At 37.0% G+C, this 17,993-nt stretch carries 14 protein-coding genes; all 14 read right to left on the bottom strand.

Annotated elements, in window-relative coordinates:
- Positions 1-146: 146 nt before the first annotated feature.
- Complete coding sequence (locus FG383_RS19075) at positions 147-1,682, bottom strand: SpoIID/LytB domain-containing protein (protein WP_142609034.1); 1,536 nt, start codon at positions 1,680-1,682, stop codon at positions 147-149.
- Complete coding sequence (locus FG383_RS19070) at positions 1,683-2,387, bottom strand: SH3 domain-containing protein (protein ID WP_185908018.1); 705 nt, start codon at positions 2,385-2,387, stop codon at positions 1,683-1,685.
- Positions 2,388-2,405: 18 nt separating this feature from the next.
- A complete protein-coding gene (locus FG383_RS19065) occupies positions 2,406-4,949 on the bottom strand; it encodes an N-acetylmuramoyl-L-alanine amidase family protein (RefSeq protein ID WP_142609030.1) in 2,544 nt (847 codons plus the stop codon).
- Between the two features lie 911 nt (positions 4,950-5,860).
- A complete protein-coding gene (locus FG383_RS19060) occupies positions 5,861-6,904 on the bottom strand; it encodes an LCP family protein (RefSeq protein WP_142609028.1) in 1,044 nt (347 codons plus the stop codon).
- 80 nt (positions 6,905-6,984) lie between these two features.
- A complete protein-coding gene (locus tag FG383_RS19055; protein ID WP_142609026.1) occupies positions 6,985-8,205 on the bottom strand; it encodes a glycosyltransferase family 4 protein in 1,221 nt (406 codons plus the stop codon).
- Positions 8,206-8,218: 13 nt separating this feature from the next.
- Positions 8,219-9,082, bottom strand: a complete 864-nt coding sequence (gene galU, locus FG383_RS19050) for a UTP--glucose-1-phosphate uridylyltransferase GalU (RefSeq protein WP_142609024.1) — start codon at positions 9,080-9,082, stop codon at positions 8,219-8,221.
- Positions 9,083-9,099: 17 nt separating this feature from the next.
- The gene (locus FG383_RS19045) at positions 9,100-10,164 is read right to left on the bottom strand and encodes a glycosyltransferase (RefSeq protein WP_142609022.1); all 1,065 of its coding nucleotides are present in this window, start codon (positions 10,162-10,164) and stop codon (positions 9,100-9,102) included.
- Positions 10,161-11,276: a glycosyltransferase gene (locus FG383_RS19040; RefSeq protein ID WP_142609020.1), complete on the bottom strand. Its 1,116-nt coding sequence runs from the start codon at positions 11,274-11,276 to the stop codon at positions 10,161-10,163. The genes FG383_RS19045 and FG383_RS19040 overlap by 4 nt, the downstream gene beginning before the upstream one ends.
- Entirely contained in the window at positions 11,273-12,568 is a 1,296-nt protein-coding gene (locus FG383_RS19035; protein WP_246097065.1) for an oligosaccharide repeat unit polymerase, read from the bottom strand. Before FG383_RS19035 ends, FG383_RS19040 begins: the two co-directional genes overlap by 4 nt.
- A gap of 169 nt (positions 12,569-12,737) precedes the next feature.
- Complete coding sequence (wecB, locus tag FG383_RS19030) at positions 12,738-13,802, bottom strand: non-hydrolyzing UDP-N-acetylglucosamine 2-epimerase (protein WP_142609016.1); 1,065 nt, start codon at positions 13,800-13,802, stop codon at positions 12,738-12,740.
- Positions 13,799-15,391 (bottom strand): 7-cyano-7-deazaguanine synthase, encoded by a 1,593-nt coding sequence (locus FG383_RS19025; RefSeq protein ID WP_185908017.1) that lies wholly within the window; start codon positions 15,389-15,391, stop codon positions 13,799-13,801. The genes wecB and FG383_RS19025 overlap by 4 nt, the downstream gene beginning before the upstream one ends.
- Before the next feature lie 14 nt (positions 15,392-15,405).
- A complete protein-coding gene (locus FG383_RS19020; RefSeq protein WP_142609013.1) occupies positions 15,406-16,821 on the bottom strand; it encodes an oligosaccharide flippase family protein in 1,416 nt (471 codons plus the stop codon).
- Positions 16,822-17,553 (bottom strand): N-acetyltransferase, encoded by a 732-nt coding sequence (locus FG383_RS19015; RefSeq protein ID WP_142609011.1) that lies wholly within the window; start codon positions 17,551-17,553, stop codon positions 16,822-16,824.
- A gap of 13 nt (positions 17,554-17,566) precedes the next feature.
- The coding region (locus tag FG383_RS19010) for a UDP binding domain-containing protein (protein ID WP_281285365.1) at positions 17,567-17,993 on the bottom strand (427 nt) is incomplete at its 5' end.

The raw sequence follows: 17,993 nt of genomic DNA, 5'->3' as shown, positions 1-17,993 counted from the left end.
TCTTTCTCTGTAAAAACTATTTTACTCATAATCTTCCCCTGTATTTTCTTTATTTTTTCTAATTATACAAAAAAGTACCCTATAGGTAGACCTTTTTTTAAGTGTCTACTCTATAGGGTACATTTTAATCTGTGATCACCTTTTTGTTAGTACTTCTCGATTGTCGTACCTTGGTAATAATGTTTTAGGATGCGGTCGTATGACCAGCCTGCGTCAGCGCGGGCTTTTGCTCCCCATTGGCTCATACCGATGCGGTGGCCGTACCCTTTACCTTTTACTGTAACGGACTCGATACCGCCGGTTGTGCCGGTTGTTGATACGATTCCTTCATTTGTTTGAATATTGATATTTCCACTTGGTATTGTTTCCACACCTGTTGCGGTTTGCACGGATGCACCTGCTAAGGAAGAGATATCCGTTGTTCCATTTTTTTGCTGTACGGAAAGTTCTGTCATGCCGCCAGATGGTTTTGTGAAACTAATATCATACCAGCTAGATTTTAGAGATGCATTGTTCGCATCTAAAAATACGTTTCTCATCACAGTTTCGTTGCCTGTGATCTTTTTTTCTCCGGCAGAAGTGACCGCTGTTACTGCTGTCACTTCTCCGTTAGAACCGCCTTTTGTTAGCTTTACATCTAACAGAGCATCGGTTGCACTGAAACCAAATTTCTTCAGGATATTTGCTTTAGAAATCGTCACTGACCAGTTATCGTATGGTGACTTTTCAATGGAATCATCTACAGATACGAATTGTGGTACTTGAGCAGTGTCCCAAACTTCCCCGATATTCGCTGTTTTACCGCCACTTGCAGCATAATAATACGCTTGTACAAGTTTGCCATTCGATTTAACAACTAAATCTTTTGTCGCGTCAACAGCTGTATTGGTGCTTTTTTGTTCGGATGTATAACCTTTGTACATTTGGTCTTTTGTTGTACTACTTAAGATACCAGCTTTACTTAATGTATAGCTTCTTGCAGCAACTGTTTGTGCTTTTAGTGCCTCTTGATGCCAGGAAGCATAGGATTCATTTGGAATAACTCCTTTTAAGTAGTTTTCCAAATCTAGTCGATTGACGATTTGTACGCTGGCACCTGATTTTACAACGTTAAAGCTTCCACGAAACTGTGTGCCAGTTGGTGTTTTACCAAGTGGTTGCGTGGAAACTTCTGCTACTTTTGCAGAAGCTGCTGGTACCCAGGAAGATACACCTTGTTCATCTGTAATCGAGTACCATACTTCGCCGATTGCATTTGTAAATTCGTTTACAAAGTTTGCACCTTGAAATGCTTTATACGATTTTATCGTTTCATAATCAGCAGTTGCCCCTTTTTTTCCATCGACATCTGATGTGAAAACTACTAACTTATCATTGCCTGTTAGTGCGTGTAGCGCAAAACCGTTCGCCGAAAACATAGAGGCACCTGTTTGATAGATCGATACTTCCCCGTTTACTTGTGAAAACGTAACTGGTGTATTAGGTAACGCAAAAAACATTTCTTTTGTCGTTAAGTTTTCTAATTTATAGACACCCGTTAAGTTAAGTGAAGTCGTAGTAGCGTTGTGAACTTCTACTTGGACTTGCTTAGAATAGCTTTCTTGCTTGTACGCAAATGCCGTGTTCGATACGGCTAAACTAAGTGCCACTACTGATAGACCAGTTATTATTTGTTTAAACAATTATTTCACCTCAGTTAGCGTACTTAGCACCCAACCTTTAGTTCCTTTAGCTGTTTGCACGTTGTACCATATTTCACCATTCGCATTTTTAAATGAATCCAAATACTTTAAAGAAGTACCTTTTGCCACTAATTCAAGTGATTTGTAGTTCGTCGTAGCACCTTTTCTTATGTTTACAGCTTGTTTTGTTACGACTTGAGAAGGTACGATATTGCTCGGTTTAGTTGTTGTCACATCACCAGAGAATACCCAACCTTTTACAGTAGCGGATACTTCTACGCGGTACCAAATGCCAGTAGCCGCTTTATGTTGATCGATTACTTTTAGTCCTTTATTTGCCCCGAAAGTTGCTAATACTTTATAGTCACGTGTTGCGCCACTATGCACTTTTACGTTACTACTCGTTGTATACACTGTTGTTGGTAGACCAGTAGATTCATCTGGTGTAGTAGTTGGTGGTGGCGTTACAACCGTTCCACCTTCTGCAACTGCTTTTTGTAATTGCTTAATAATCGCATCTTGTTCTGCTACTTGTTTTTCTAGTGCTGTTACTTTTGTGTTTATTGGATTTAGTTGGGCTTGTACCCATTCAACGGAAGCAAGCAACAAGTTGGAATTTGCCTTTGTAGTGCTAGGAACTGTGATTGTTAATAGTAAACTTAAACCTAGTACTGCTCCAATAGTTGCTAAAAGTTTCTTTTTCATCGTATACATTTCTCCCTTTTATTGTTTGAAATAGTTTTCTAATCCTTTTCGAATTCCTGCTGCTGCTTTTTTCTGGAAAGCGGCTGAAGCTAGTTGTGCTTCTTCTGTTGGGTTTGATATAAATGCAAGCTCTACAAGAACAGAAGGAAGTTCATTCATACGATTGACATAAAATACTTGTTCTTTTACTCCACGATTATACGTACCTATCGCTTTTACTAAATCCGATTGAATGCTTTTTGCTAGCGTCAGGCTTCTCGGACCATTAAAGTTAACCGTTGCATTGTAATACGTTGTCGTTCCTTTAGAAGAGGCATTAAATGCATCTGCATGAAGACTAATAAACGCATCGTAATCCGATTTGTTTGCAATATCTGTGCGTTGTTTCAGCTCTAAGAAAACATCCGTACTTCTCGTTAATACCACTTCTGCTCCAGCTGCTTCGAGTTCAGCTTGTAAAGCTTTAGCAGTGGCAAGCACTACGTCTTTTTCTCTCTTTCCATTTGGTCCTATTGCTCCAGGATCTTTTGCACCATGTCCTGCATCTACGATGATTTTCTTACCTGCCAAGCCTTTTTCTACGACTTTAATCGTTAACTCTTTATCGTAATCACGAATTGTATATGTGTAGTTAGGGTCAAACGTGATCAATAAAACGGAAGTACCACCAGATACTTTTTCCACTTTCATACTTTGCACGCCAGTAACAGATGATTTAATCTCGTTTATATCTGATAGATTACCAAATATGCGTAAAACGTTCGCAGATGGCGTCGAATAGGTAATATCGAATTTAGAAGGTTTCGTCCATACTAAATAGTTTTGACCATTTCTTACTTCCGTTTTACCATTCGTTAATTGGATCGGTGAAATATCCGAAAGCATAGATGCTTGAATCCAACCACGTTTTTCACCTTGTGTTTCAATATTTAACCAGCCATTCAATGAACGAAGTACTCGTACCGGTGTGCTTAAGTAGATTGTATCTACTTTTTTCGCAGTTGCACTTGCTCCATTATATACAGTAGCTGTTTTCGTCCCGTATTTAGTCGGGATATTATCATTTACTTCAAAGTCTGGAACCCAGCCTTCTTTACCACCCGCATTAATTTGTAGCCAAGTAGTGCCGTCTGTAGTGACTAATTTGTTTAATACGGTAAAGGCAGTGTTTTTCGCAAGACCTTGTAAAACTGCGGAATTATAATTGCTGTTTGCGTACAGTAAAGCATTCGCTCGTTTAATCGTTCCTGTTTCACCTGCACCAGGTGTAACATCCGGTGTTTCTTCTGTTTTATCTACAATTAATACAACTGATTGATGCAACCAAGCTTCCCCACTTGATGTGTTCACTTTATACCATTTTTCTGATTTATCATCTGTTGCATAATGACTCGATTCGAGTAGATCATTTTGTCTCGCTTGTGTTACTACATCGAAATTAGTTCCTGGGCCTGAACGCATATTTGCTACAGGTACGGAAATTTTCAAGCTATTATTCTCTTCCACTTCTTTCACATCAGTCGAAGGTGTTTCAGGTGTTGGATTTTCGGGTACAGTAGAAACACTATCAAATGCATCTGCATGGATCCAACCTTTTTTCCCTACTGCATAGCTGACTTGGTACCATTTCTCTTTGGAAGCGTTTGTAAACTCTGCATGGATGGCTAGCTTTGTTCCTACCTCAATAGTCGCTACCGTTTTATAGCTTTTCGTTGCACCAGAGTGAACGGTGGATTTATTACTAACTACTTTGTTTGCAATGGATGATTCTTCAAATGCTGAAGCAAGCATCCAGCCTTTTTTTCCAGTTGCATATGTGACTTGCACCCATTTTTCTTTGGAGGCATTTGTAAACTCTTGATGGATTACTAAAGTTGTCCCAGGTTTCGCTGTGGAAACGACTGCATAACTTTTTGTAGCTCCTTTATGGACGGTTGTTTGTTGGACCACTTTCATCGAAGTTGCTGTTTCGCCAGCAGTAGCATTTAAAGCAAATAATTCCGATGTAACCCAACCTTTTTTACCGTTATATTCAACGTTAAACCATACTTCTTTTTGCGCATTTGTAAATGCACTTAGTATTTTCAAGGAAGTGCCTGTTGGGATTGTAGCAACTACTTTATAGGAAGTTGTTGCACCACTTCGCATATTCGCCGCATTTTTCCCTATTTTTTGCGTCGTACCTGCGTAAGAAGTACTAGAAGTTGTGGATGCTGCTTTCACAGCAGTTGGTGCTATTGGTTTTACATAGTCACTAATAATCCAGCCTTCTACCCCACTATACGAAACTTTATACCATAATTCTCCTTTACTATTTTCAGTATTGGCAAGTACTGATACGTCTTGTCCAGTATGTACTTTTGCAATGCTATCAAATTCAGTTCCGGCACCAGTTCGTACATTGACATCAGTGGCCGTAATTTGCGCTTTTGTGCCTAGAATTTGGTCTAAAACTACAGATGTATTAGAAGTTGCGTATGCAGTTGGTGAATCACTCACAAGAAGATTTATTGGCAAAAGGACAGAAGTTGCTAAGACAGATGATGCAATTACTTTTTTCATTTGTTCCTCCTTGAAACGTGTGTTTTCTCCATTTTAATGCACATATCCCCATAAAACAATCCAACTAATGTAATTAAATCCAATGTCATAGAATTGTAATATAGAAAATAGAATTATGTCGTATTACCAGAACAGTAGTTTCCGAAGTTAATAAATGCCAAATCCCCGGAATATATTTCCAATAACACTTGTAAAAATTTCCACAGTTGTTGATTAACCATTTTTGTATTGTTACGTTTTCGGTACGCTTTGGACTAAATGATCACTACAGCATTATCGAGGGATAAGTATAGCCGGAAGTGACTTTGTCACTTCCGGCTATACCGTTTTTTGATTATCTTGCTGTGGCTATTTGTTCGTCACGTACTTACAACATTCAAAAGAAAAAGGCAATTGATTTTGAAAATGAAAGAATAGCTACCTTTCTATTGATACTGCAAGTTTCCGAAGATGCAATTTCGGAAACTCTATCGCATTGTATCATGCGTTACTTGCTTATTTTTGCAAAGTTAACGCTGGCAATATGATAACACTATATTTAAAGGTGACATTTCCTTCTAATCAAAAAGGTGGAAACAAGATAGAGAGGACTGAGCGGCCAAAATTGCATCTTTGGCTGCTTTTATCTGAATTAGAAAGTGTCTATTCTTTCATTCACAAAAGCTTTAGCACTTTGAATATCTGTGCTTTTGGATAGCGACGGACGAGCGACTTCCACACGATTACCGAAAAAAACGCGTAGGGATGCGACAAAGTCGCATCCCTACGCATCAAGAAGTCTCGGCAATGATGTAGAACTCGATCAGTTCAAAGTACTCCAAAAGCACCTATACATAAAGTTTCTAATTTGTTGTCATCATGTTATCGTTTTCTAGATCAAAAAAAGAACAGCCCAGTTCAGGCTGTTCGTTTTACTCTCCAATAGTTAAATCGTGGACAGATGTCGATTTATTCATTTCGCTTTGTGCATTTTGTCCAAAATCATCTAAATTTAGTTGCAGTTGTCGCTTTACTTCTTCGAGAGATTCTTCATCTATTATAAAATAAGATGTTCCTCGTATTAGGGTATCATACCCTTTTAATTGAAGTTGCTCAATTGGGGATGATTTTATATTTTGATACGTTTTGATCAATCCAAAATACTCCGATGAAGGAATATTCGTTTTTACGTTATTTCCAACGTCTTTGATCATATTATCGATGTTGCCGATATTGCTTATGCTTGTGGCTTTGTTAATAATCTCTTGTATTACTTGTTTTTGGCGGATATTACGTCCTGCATCGCCTTGAGGATCTTTTTTACGCATTCGAACGTATGCAAGTGCTTCGTTCCCGTTTAAGAACATCGGCCCTTCTGTATACTTCTTCCACTTTAAACTACCTGTTAGTTGGGCACTGAACGTAAATGGAACTTCTACATCCACACCGCCTACTGTATCTACAATGTCTTCAAAACCTTGAAAGTCTGTGGAAACGTAGTAATCGATTGGAATATCTAATACTTCTTCCAATGTATTGATCGTATAGTTAATCCCTCCGAAAGCATAGGAGTGATTAATTTTAGTTTGGTATCCTAAATCTGGCACATAAACTCTGGAATCTCGTGGAATACTGACCATGGAGATTTTTTCAGTTTTAGGATTAATCGTTGCTAAGATTAAAACATCTGATCGACCATATTTTGCTTTTTCTTCGTTTTCAATACCTGCTAATAATATGGTAAATGCAGAGTCTTCTGCTTTGGCATTTTCGATTTTATTTTCTGCTTCTTTTGTTGGATCCTTTTCTCTATCCAATGGTTGGTATATTTTATTCATTGCATTTTTTGTCTGAAGAGATAGATTTGTGGCAAATACTATAACTCCGGACAAAAGCACCATCGAAATAATAAGTATTGTATATAAAATTTTTCTTCTCGTCTTTGTTTTACGCTTTTTTTGACGTGAAGTAGTCATAATACTTCCCTACTTTACTGTTAAAATATAATCTCACCAATTATACATAAATTACTGCTCCATGTATATGGTAAAGACCATTACTTCTTCGTAAGGTTATGCAAAAGATCTTTTACTATAGAAGCCCAGCTATACTCATTCAAAGCAAGTTGTCTTCCATCTTGTTTCATTTTTTCTCTAGTTACTTCGTCCATCTCGACAAATTCATACATTGTTTCTGCGATAGAATCGACATTTTCCGGCTTTGCGACTAACCCGATGTTGTTCTTCGTTACGATTTCGGCACTTTCTCCTTTTCCGCAGTAAAGAACTGGTACACCAGAAGATGCAGCTGGGAAAATTTTCGATGGACGCGCCCCTTCAAATAAAGCAATATCGCGTAATGGCACGATGCTCACATCTGTTACCGAAAATAGCTTCGGCATTTCCTTTAGTGGTAAATGTCCTAAAAAAGAAATATTTAAAAGTCCTAATTCTTTCGCTAATTGGCGAAGCTTCTCTTCTTCAGGTCCTGCTCCCGCTATTAAAAAGTATGCATGTGGAACTGTTTCTTGCATTTTCTTAGCCGCATATAAAATAAACTCTAATCCTTGTGCATAGCCAAGATTGCCGCCATAGGCAAAGACAAATTTATCTTGTAATCCAAACTTCTCTACATACTCGGCATTTTTTTCTGCTGGCTGAAAAAAGTTTGTGTTTACACCATTTGGTAAAACAAATACTTTATCCTCTGGCTGGGAATGATTAATAATATAAGATTTAATACCATCTGTAGCAGTAGCAATTTTCCAAGAATGTTTGTACAAAAAGGACTCTAATATTTCCGCAAGCTTAATAAAAAACTTATTTTTTACGAGTCCTAGTTTCACTGCAGACTCCGGCCAAACATCTGCCACATTGAACACAAACTTCGCCCCTTTTAGTTTGGCACTAAGTAGACCAGTTAACCCTAAAAAGATTGGCGGTGAGTTTACAATGATGACGTCTACTTTTCCTGCTTTCATTAGCCCGTAAAAGGAACTAAATGTGAAGGAAAAATAAGAAACTAATCGTTTATAAAAAGTTCCCTTTTTCGAAGGATAAATCCAAGTACGATGGACAGGAATCCCGTCCCATTTTTCAAATTCATATTTTTTTCCTTTATACTCGTCCGGAATAATCCCATGCGGGTGATGAGGAAAAGCAGTAACTACTTGAATATCATGCCCTTGGGCGAGTAGTTCTTTACTAACCTCATATACACGGATTTGTGGAGCACCTGTTTCAGGTGGGAAATGTTGACATAAATATACGATACGCATAGCATTCACCGATTTAATCTTTCAATTTATTCTTCAAATACGCAAGTAGCGGTTCTCTTAAATCGTCCCGCTTAAGTGCAAAGTCAAAGGTTGCTTGTAAAAATCCAAATTTATCTCCAACATCATATCGTGTTCCATCGAATATGTATGAGTAAATAGATTCTTTTGCTAATAATGAATCAATGGCATCCGTTAACTGTATTTCACCTTTTGCATCTGGTTGTACTTTTTCTAGTTCTTCAAAAATAGCTGGTGATAAAATGTAACGGCCAACGATCGCTTGGTTCGATGGTGCATTTTCAATAGAAGGTTTTTCCACTAATCGCTTCACTGTAAATAAGTTTTTATCTGATTCACTATATTCAACGATTCCGTATTTATGAACATCTTCGTCTGGAACTTCATTGACACCTAAAATACTACTTTCGACTTCCTCGTACTTTTCAATCATTTGTTTTAAAGCAGGCACTTCTGCATCAATAATATCATCTGGAAGTAGAACGGCAAATGGTTCGTTACCGATAAATTTTTTCGTGCATAAAATAGCATGTCCGAGTCCTAGTGGTTCTTTTTGACGCATATAATGAATGTCCACTAAATTAGAAATATTTTCAACTGTCTCTAGTAATTCTAGTTTTCCTGTTTTTTTCAATAGAAGCTCTAATTCGATCGATTTATCAAAGTGGTCTTCCATCGATTTTTTATTGCGTCCTGTGACGATAATAATATCTTCTATGCCTGAAGCGATTGCTTCTTCAATAATATATTGTAAATTTGGTTTATCTACGATTGGTAGCATTTCTTTTGGTAAAGCTTTCGTTGCAGGTAAGAAACGAGTTCCAAAACCTGCTGCAGGAATGACCGCTTTTTTTATCATATTCCATCACCTTCTGATTAGTATTTTTCATACAATGAAAGCATATAATGTGCATTATCGACCCAGCTATAATGCTCTTTTACGTGAGCTACTCCGGCTTTTCCCATTACAGCTCGTAAATCACTATTTCTCGCTAGTTTTTTAAATGCAGTTGCTAACTGATCAGGACTATTTTTATCGACAACGATGCCCGTGACATCTTGTACGACTACTTCTGGCAAGCCACCGACGTTTGATACGACAACTGGCACACCACAAGCCATTCCTTCTACAGCGGCAACCCCGAAGCTTTCACTGTCTTCTGTAGATGGTACAGCAAAAATCGACATTTTACGAATAATAGCTGGCACTTCTGTATTCGGAACTTTTCCGGTAAATGTCGTTACTTCTGCTACACCTAAATCCTTTGCGAGTTGTTCATACTCTGCTCTTTGAGGACCATCGCCTGTAATAAGGAGTTCGGAGTTTGGAAATTCTTTATGGAATAGCGCAAAACCTTTGACTAAATCGGCAATTCCATATTTGTCTTCTAGTGCTTTTACTGTTCCGATAATAATTTTTTCGTCCGCTTCTTGCCCGTTTGGCGCAGGGTAAAATTGCTCGATATCTACTCCAAATGGCGTTACTTCTACTTTTTTGTTTGTATAGAGATTCGTTTCTTTCGCCATTACATGACTCGTTGAAAAAATGGCCGTTGCTTTATTTAATGTATATTCAATCAGTTTTTGATTGAGCTTGCTTTTTTTAGGTACGACAAAAATGTCTTTTCCCCATACCGAAACAAAATACTTTTTATAATGAACCATTGCACCTAATAACCCGTAGCTGGATACATAATGTGCATGTAAAATATCTGGATTCCATTCCTTTAGCATTTTTTTAAGCGTCGGAGCAGCTGCTAAATAGGATGCTTTGCTTGGAAGTAACTTCGGTAAAATCTCCGTTGGTACAAGTTTAGCATTGTCCTCCGAATAATGATCCTTGAATGTATACACTTTCACATCAATGCCTTGTGATTGATAAAATAATGCCCATTTTTGCGTATGGATGGATCTGCTTGGGGCTAATAATGCAATTTTCATTGTTGACCTCCTATGAGCGCTTGCGCAGCTTGTTCAGCACGTTCGTTCCATGCATGCTGCTGTAAAAAAGATTGCCCGATATTTCTTTTATAGTGTTCAAATTGGGGTTGAATGTCCTGCATCCCTTGGACAAGACTTTCTGCATCGTCTTTTGTAATGACTCCGTAAGGGCCTGATTGTATAAAATCTTCTTGTGCAGAACAATTAGTTCCAATAATCGGAAGTCCAGCAGTTAAGTATTCTACTAATTTGATAGGAACAGCAAAATCGTTATAAACTGATCTTTTTCGCGGTATGAAGGCAAAATCTACTTCTGTATATACTTGTTGTAGTTCCGCACCACTTACATGTTTCAAGTCGATATACGGTTTTTCTAGCTTTTCCTTATCGGATTGACTAAGCTCTGTATATTCATCTTCTCGACAAACAATGACTAGCTCACCTTTTATGCTGTCTTTATTTAACAAGGCGAACGATTCTACTAAAGTAGGTAACCCGTAATCATCGTTATTAATACCGCCAACGTATATTCCTTTAAACGGCTTTTGGATCGGATTATTATTCGTCTTTATTTCTGTATATCGTCCTCCAGGAGGTAACGCCATTTTAGCCGTATTTATATTTACATACTTGCCCATTGCGTCGCTCGGTAAAAAGACCGTATGCATGTATTTTCCGTAAAATTTTTCTTCCTGTTTATAAATAGTTTGCATGATGAATTTTTTCAACCCTTTTAACGAATACAACTCATCGAATTTCCAATAGACATCACGATAAAAGACGCCAATTGGCACATGATGTTTCTTTAATGTTTGAAACACGTCTTTGTCTATTTTCCAGTCTTTCGGTATATGTCCAGGGTCTGTTAACCATAATGGAATCGTTTGGTTTTCTGAGTAGCAGAATAATGTCTGCTCGTATTTTCTCTCTTCTACTAATTTGCCCCATTGCTGACGACGCTCTTTGCTTGTACCAGAAATAACGATTAGCTCCAAGCCATTTTTTTTCGCATATACTTCAAATGCTTTAATCATCTCTACTGGACGAATCGCGGAACCGCTTTTCGGATTCGCTGCAACCGTAAAAGGATAATAAATAATGATATTTTTCATGCCTTCACTCTTTTCTTCCCTTTATTCATAACGAAGCGCCAAATAATGTGAAAGTATCCTTCCAAAACGAATAATCCACCTAAAACAACGGTTAGTAAAATCCAAATCGGATTAAAGAAGAAGTCGGAAACTCCTCCTACAAGCGTTCTTGGAATATTAATCGTGAAATAAATGAATAATGCAAGGACCACTGGTGTTTTTGGTAAACGTAAAAATACAATATAAAGTAATTGTATAACAATCGCAATGTAAATGATGGCTACAATGACACCTAAATAGCCAAAAGTGGCAAACGCTTCTCCTAAGAAAATAGTATTAAGCACTCCGCCAGTTCCTTTGTCTATATTTTCTGGGAAGACATTTTCCATTACCATTCGTGCCGAGCGAACTTGTTCTACATCAAAGATTTTAGCGATAAAAGAGGGCAATCCTTTTACTTCTAATAAAGAGATGGAATGTGAAAAAGTATCCAAGTGCAAAAAGAATGGGGAAATTTGTGCTAAAATAATTCGACCGACTGGCCCAGAATTATATGCTAAGAAGCTTCCTACTTCAGTCACGCCTTGAATAGCGACGTACATGATAACTAATAACACACTGCCTGCTAGTATATACACACTTATTTTTCTCCAGTTCAACTTTAAACGCCCCGTATACACAGCTGCTAGTAACAGCATAATGAGGTAAAAGAAAATAGGAGATTTAGCTAAATCATAAATTGAAATTAACACAGAAGAAACAAACAACATGAAAAATACTACTTTCCAATATAATCCTTTTGATTGCGTAGCATATACAAATGCAATAATCGATAATACAGGAGTTAGAGCAAGTCCAAATATATTTCGAATATAGACAGAAACTCCACTAAATCCTCTGGCAGCCTCAATTCGCATCTTCGCAAGTTCTGCTGTATTACCTTTTAACAGTTCGAATATTGGGACCGTATTCGTTTTCAATAACGTAAAGGCAACTGCCAAAACAGAAATAGCAGCAAGTGCTCCAAATGCAAGTTTAAATATCCGTTTGTTCTTATCTACACTTGTACGAACGGGTTCATGTAGGTAACGATCAAATTCTAATGATGCATTAAAACCTAAAATTCTTCCTACAACTAATTGCGTAAGTGGGAACAAAATCATTAATATCGTCAATAAAACAAATCCAATGATTCGATATTCCTCATGGTCCATTCTTTTGATCATATAGTAATCATCTATTCCTAAAGCTATTAATAATCCGCCAATATAACTGGAGATAAGGAAAGAATAATAATATATAATGGAAATCATATTTGGCCTTACAAGAGAAAGGCTTCCAGAAACCTTTGCAAAAAGGTATGTGGAAGCCACCACAGTAAAGAGCCATATGCTAAAAATTAACAATGCTCACACCTACTTTATTTTCATCAATTACGCCGAGACTTCCATTTTAATCGATCAGGTTTTAGTTCCGTCTGATTTAAATAGAATGTTCTTTTAATAAAGCTAATACTTTCTCTGCTGTTTTTCCATCGCCGAATACAGGAGTATAAGAAGGAGAAACTTGCTTCTGTACTGCTTCTACTATTTTGTTTGTATCTGTTCCTGTTAAAATATTCGCATCTTCGATCAATGTTTCAACCCATTCCGTTTGGTCACGTACTGTGACACAAGGAACTTCTGCAAAATATGCTTCTTTTTGAACGCCACCAGAATCGGTTACGATTTTCTTTGCACTTGTCTCTAAAGAAAGCATATCTAAATATCCTACTGGTTCGATTACTTGTAAATTAGGAATTTGATCCAACTTAAAGCCATAATCCTCTAATTTTTTCTTCGTACGTGGATGTATTGGCCATACTTTTGTTTCTGGAATTTGACTAAATGCATCTAAAATAGATTTCATACGATCTACGTCATCTGTGTTTTCAGCGCGGTGAATCGTAATTAATAAATACTCTTTTGCTTTTAAGTTTTCACGTTCTAAAATAGTCGAAGTAGATTCTGCTAATGTTTTATTGTATAAAACAGCATCATACATCACGTCTCCTACATTGTACACACCAGCTGAAATGTTTTCGTTTGTTAAGTTTTGGATAGCCGTTTCGGTTGGGCAAAGAAGTAATGTAGACACATGGTCAGTTAAAATGCGGTTTACTTCTTCTGGCATTTTTTTGTTAAAGCTTCTAAGACCAGCTTCGATATGCACAATCGGAACATGTAGTTTAGCAGCAGCAAGTGCCCCTGCAAGTGTAGAGTTAGTATCACCATAAACTAAAACAAAATCCGGTGTTTCTGTTAAAATAATATCTTCAATTTTCGCTAGCATTTCACCCGTTTGTTTACCATGATTTCCTGAACCGATTCCTAAGTGGTAATCTGGTTTTGGAATATTCAACTCTTCGAAAAAGATATCCGACATATTGGCATCATAATGTTGCCCTGTATGTACGATTAGCTCTGTTACCTCTTCACGGATTACGCGGGAAACTGCTGCTGCTTTTATAAATTGAGGTCTTGCTCCTAATATTGTTAAGACTTTCATTTCGTCAGCTCCTTCATCATTTGAATCATATCTTTCGCTATAAATGAGTTTATATTATATGGATTGTTATACTTAGTACCATTCCTTTTAAAAGAAAGGGAATGTTTATATTGTTTATAGGTTGGGTAAATTCCATACCATTCCATTGGTTCGTCGAAATATTGCTTGTATAATTTTCGCTTGCGATATACTTTACGTAAAAGCGGGTACAATACACCGTATTTATTTTTCAATGAATTTTCTGCACCCGGTTTTTGCGGTAATGGGTAAAAGTCCGGATACATTTTGTGTAGTGTATAATCATACAAGTATTTTTTATACTTCAAGTCAGCTGGTATTTTACTGAAAAAGTAGATTAGTCGGTCATCCCATAACGGCATCGACCAATCTTGATCGAAATATTCATACACTCGAACTGAGTTTATGATGAATTTAGCTTGTCTTTCTTTCCAGTTCCATTCGTCTATAATGGAAGTTACTCGTTCATTAGTCAATGCTGTGTATGCAGAAACATCCTTTGCTACCGATTTACCAATGTCGCTAGTAGTATGGCTGAGTCCATTTGCTAGTTGCCATAATCGAAAATGCTTTGGAATAATGAAGTCCACTACTTCACTTGAAGTAAATTCCTTATCGAGAATAGCTTCATAAGGCAAATGACTACCCCCTAAAAAATCGAGAGAATGACCCGGAATGAATACAGCATTTTCCAATTCTTCTTCCTCTACTAATAACTTGGTACTTGGAAAGTCTTGCAAATGCGCAACAGATGTTCCATTGCAAGCATACACGACATAGTCTTTCCAAAGCTTAGACTTATATAAGTCTTCCCACATTGCTTTATCGTAAGCAAAATACTTCCACTTCAAGTCTAAACGGTCTGCAATTTCTTTACTAACTGTTGCTTCTCCATTACCAGGTCTACCGTATGTAAATGTAATAATAGAATCAGAAAGACCTTTATCCTTTAGTAGTAAAGCCATTATGCGAGAATCATATCCTCCACTTAATGGTAGGATAATTTTGCGCCCGGCTAGTCTTACTACTAATTCGTCGAATATATTATGTAGAATATGAGCTAGCTCTTCGGCAAAATTATCAATCGAATCATGATCCTTTTCTGTGACATATGAGTAATAGCTTTGCTTAGAAGCATCTTCTGTTAAATGAACAATAGTAGCAACCTCAAGTTGATACCAGTCCTTGAACAATGTTTTTTCACCAGTCACAAAACCAGCTAGCAGAAGTTCTTCCTCCGCATCTTCTCGAATGGACATAGAAGTTTTTGGTTCTATATAATCTTGAACGATCCAACCGTTTGTTTCACTTTTCGAATAAAATAAAGGGATGGTTCTTTTTTTATCCGTTACTAAAGTAATCTCATCTTCCGTTTGAAGAATTAACGCAAATTCTCCATTCCACGCAGCCGCTTCTGTAAGCGATACCTCTTTAAATAGATCCACAAAATTTTCATGGGTGACATATTGATTTTCATAGTAGAAATAACCTCTAAAAAAACCTTCATACCCCACACCTTTAATAGGATAAAAATCTTTATGCCTAAGGTTAAGTTTACATTTGTTCGCCATGTCTTTATCCCCCATTACTTTCTTTTCACAAAATATTTATCCATTCGAACGAGCAGTACTAGGATGATGAATACAATCCATACTCCCGCTATTAGCCAACTAGTTAAGTCATGTAATTGAATATACACAATTCCCAGTGTTGCTGCTATTAACCAAAAGATTGTCCAAGCCATTTTAAATCCAGAAAAGGGCACATAATAGAGCTTTTGACTTTTGCGGAATACCATAAAAAGAGCCAAACAATATGCTACAACATAAGAAATTACTGTACCCCAAATGGAGTACATTGGGACGAATATAAAATTCAATATAATCGATACAACTGCGGCAATTCCAAATGCTATAGAAATATGTTTTGTCTGTTTAGAGTAAAATATCCCTGTGGAAACAATCATATAGTAAAAACTTAAAAATGTTGCAATGGAGATTGGTGCCACGTATTGAAATGCAATTCTAAATTGCTCCGGCATTACTAAAATAATCCACGGCATAAGAGTAGCTAACGCTAAAACTCCTAAACTACCTATCAATAAAAACGCTGCATATAAAGTAGAAAATAGTTTTGGGCTACTTTCCTTATCTTTTAACGACATAGAAAAAGGTCTCCAAGCAAGTTGAATCCCACTAGTCAATAAAGTGATGAATGTGGCAAACTTAATGGCCGTACCGTAAATCCCTATGTCCGATAAGGTAGCAAATGCCTTTAAAAAATAGTTATTTGCATTAGCAATAATCCAAAAAGCTAAAGAAGCTGGTACTAAAGGAGTTGCATAAATGAGTATTTTCTTTAAAATACTCCAATCAAACAAAGGTTTTAAGTAAATTCTTACTGGCTTTATTAATACCAATACAATAATTGCTACACTTATTAATCGAGCCAAAAGTATCCCTTCAAGTGAAGTCCAAACGAACATGAGGAAAAGTAGTGATACGATGGCTATTAAAAGCATCTTTGCAACAGTTGTTACGACAACTCTTTTCGTATGAAAATCATATCTCAATATAGTTAATACGAGTGTGATGATAGTATCTAAACAAAGTGTTCCAAGTGCAATATAAAATAATTGAGATTGACCAGGAACATCTAATAGCAATACAGAGAGCCACTCTCCACCGATTAAAAATACAACGAATAATAGGATAACAATGGATATTCTAAATGTCATCACGGATCGAACATACTTTTCACGTGTCTCTTTGTCTTTATACTCAAAGTAGTAATAGGCCAAAGCCGAATCCGTTCCAAAAATCACTAAGAATGTAAGCATGGACACATTCGTATCGACAAGCTGAAGCAAACCTACTAGCGATGTATCAACTAAATAATGGGCGTACAAAGGAAAGAGGATGAAAGCTATCAGCTTCGTTCCTACATTCATAAATGCGTAAAGGAGCGAATCCGCTCCTAAACGTTTTAGCTGAGAAAACACTTAGAGTAGTTCCTCCTCAGGTACATTTTTCATAATTTTTGCTGGGAACCCTTTAATCAATGTTTTTTCTTCTGTATCTTTTGTTACTAAAGCTCCAGCTGCTACAAATGTTTCTTCAGCAATTGTAATACCAGGCAAGATAATAGATGCTCCACCAACACGAGCCCCTCTTTTCACTGTGGCACCTTTAATCTTATCGAAGCGTGCTTCTGTTCTACCCATGAAATTATCATTCGTTGTTGTTACACAAGGTGCGATAAATACATGATCTTCTAAAGTAGAGTGCGCTGTAATATAAGAGTTTGATTGAATTTTCGTACGGTCACCAATTGTAACAAAGTTTTCTACAGTTACATTGCGTCCGATTATAACGAAAGAACCAATTTCCACATCTTCACGTACAGTAGCCAAGTCAGCGATTAACGTACTTTCCCCGACAACTGCTCCACGGTAGACAATTGTATTTGCTCCAATTGTACATTCTTTCCCAAGCTTTAGAGCTGGAATTTCTTTTGTAATTTGCATCGTACTTGTTTTCGCAGGTTTCGGTTGTTTCCCTACTACCGCTCCATCATCAATCGTCGTCCCATCTCCGATAATAGAATCAGCATGAATCGTTACCCGATTACCAATGCGGACATTGGCACCAATTTTTGCACCTTCTTCGATTACAGAAAAATGACCAACTGTTGTATTTTCACCTAGTTCAGCAGTTTCGTGTATAAAGTTCATAGTGGTTGCCTCCTTACAGTTTGATATAACGATTTGGAGTTTCAATGCCTTTGAATGCATTACGCGTATCAAAAATTACTTTTGATTGTTGCGCAATTTTCGCATAGTCAAATGCAGTATGGTCTGTCGCTAAAATAACGATATCCGCTTCTTCCAATAGTTCATCCGTTAATTCAGTTGTTTCTAATGTTTCACCATTCACTCTGAATTTACCCACATGTGGATCGATTGCTTTGAAATCTGCACCTTGTTGCATTAATAGTTCAATTAATTTTAATGATGGAGATTCGCGCATATCATCTATGTCTTTTTTATAAGCTACACCAAGTAAAAGAACTTTTGCGTTACGTAATGCTTTACCGTCATCATTTAAAATTTGCATTGCACGATTAATAACATAATCAGGCATAGAGTTGTTAATTTCTCCAGCAAGTTCGATT

The sequence above is a fragment of the Psychrobacillus soli genome (assembly GCF_006861775.1).
Taxonomy (GTDB): Bacteria; Bacillota; Bacilli; order Bacillales_A; family Planococcaceae; genus Psychrobacillus; species Psychrobacillus soli.
Note: the sequence above shows the minus strand (reverse complement) of the source record. Positions and strands in the feature narration are given on the sequence as shown.

What these genes read in the sequence shown, in the direction of transcription:
- FG383_RS19070 (WP_185908018.1), bottom strand. Translation starts at nt 2,387, where the DNA reads ATGAAAAAGAAACTTTTAGCAACTATTGGAGCAGTACTAGGTTTAAGT.
- FG383_RS19040 (WP_142609020.1), bottom strand. Translation starts at nt 11,276, where the DNA reads ATGAAAAATATCATTATTTATTATCCTTTTACGGTTGCAGCGAATCCG.
- wecB (WP_142609016.1), bottom strand. Translation starts at nt 13,802, where the DNA reads ATGAAAGTCTTAACAATATTAGGAGCAAGACCTCAATTTATAAAAGCA.
- FG383_RS19060 (WP_142609028.1), bottom strand. Translation starts at nt 6,904, where the DNA reads ATGACTACTTCACGTCAAAAAAAGCGTAAAACAAAGACGAGAAGAAAA.
- FG383_RS19035 (WP_246097065.1), bottom strand. Translation starts at nt 12,568, where the DNA reads ATGATTTCCATTATATATTATTATTCTTTCCTTATCTCCAGTTATATT.
- FG383_RS19045 (WP_142609022.1), bottom strand. Translation starts at nt 10,164, where the DNA reads ATGAAAATTGCATTATTAGCCCCAAGCAGATCCATCCATACGCAAAAA.
- FG383_RS19025 (WP_185908017.1), bottom strand. Translation starts at nt 15,391, where the DNA reads ATGGCGAACAAATGTAAACTTAACCTTAGGCATAAAGATTTTTATCCT.
- FG383_RS19015 (WP_142609011.1), bottom strand. Translation starts at nt 17,553, where the DNA reads ATGAACTTTATACACGAAACTGCTGAACTAGGTGAAAATACAACAGTT.
- FG383_RS19065 (WP_142609030.1), bottom strand. Translation starts at nt 4,949, where the DNA reads ATGAAAAAAGTAATTGCATCATCTGTCTTAGCAACTTCTGTCCTTTTG.
- galU (WP_142609024.1), bottom strand. Translation starts at nt 9,082, where the DNA reads ATGATAAAAAAAGCGGTCATTCCTGCAGCAGGTTTTGGAACTCGTTTC.
- FG383_RS19055 (WP_142609026.1), bottom strand. Translation starts at nt 8,205, where the DNA reads ATGCGTATCGTATATTTATGTCAACATTTCCCACCTGAAACAGGTGCT.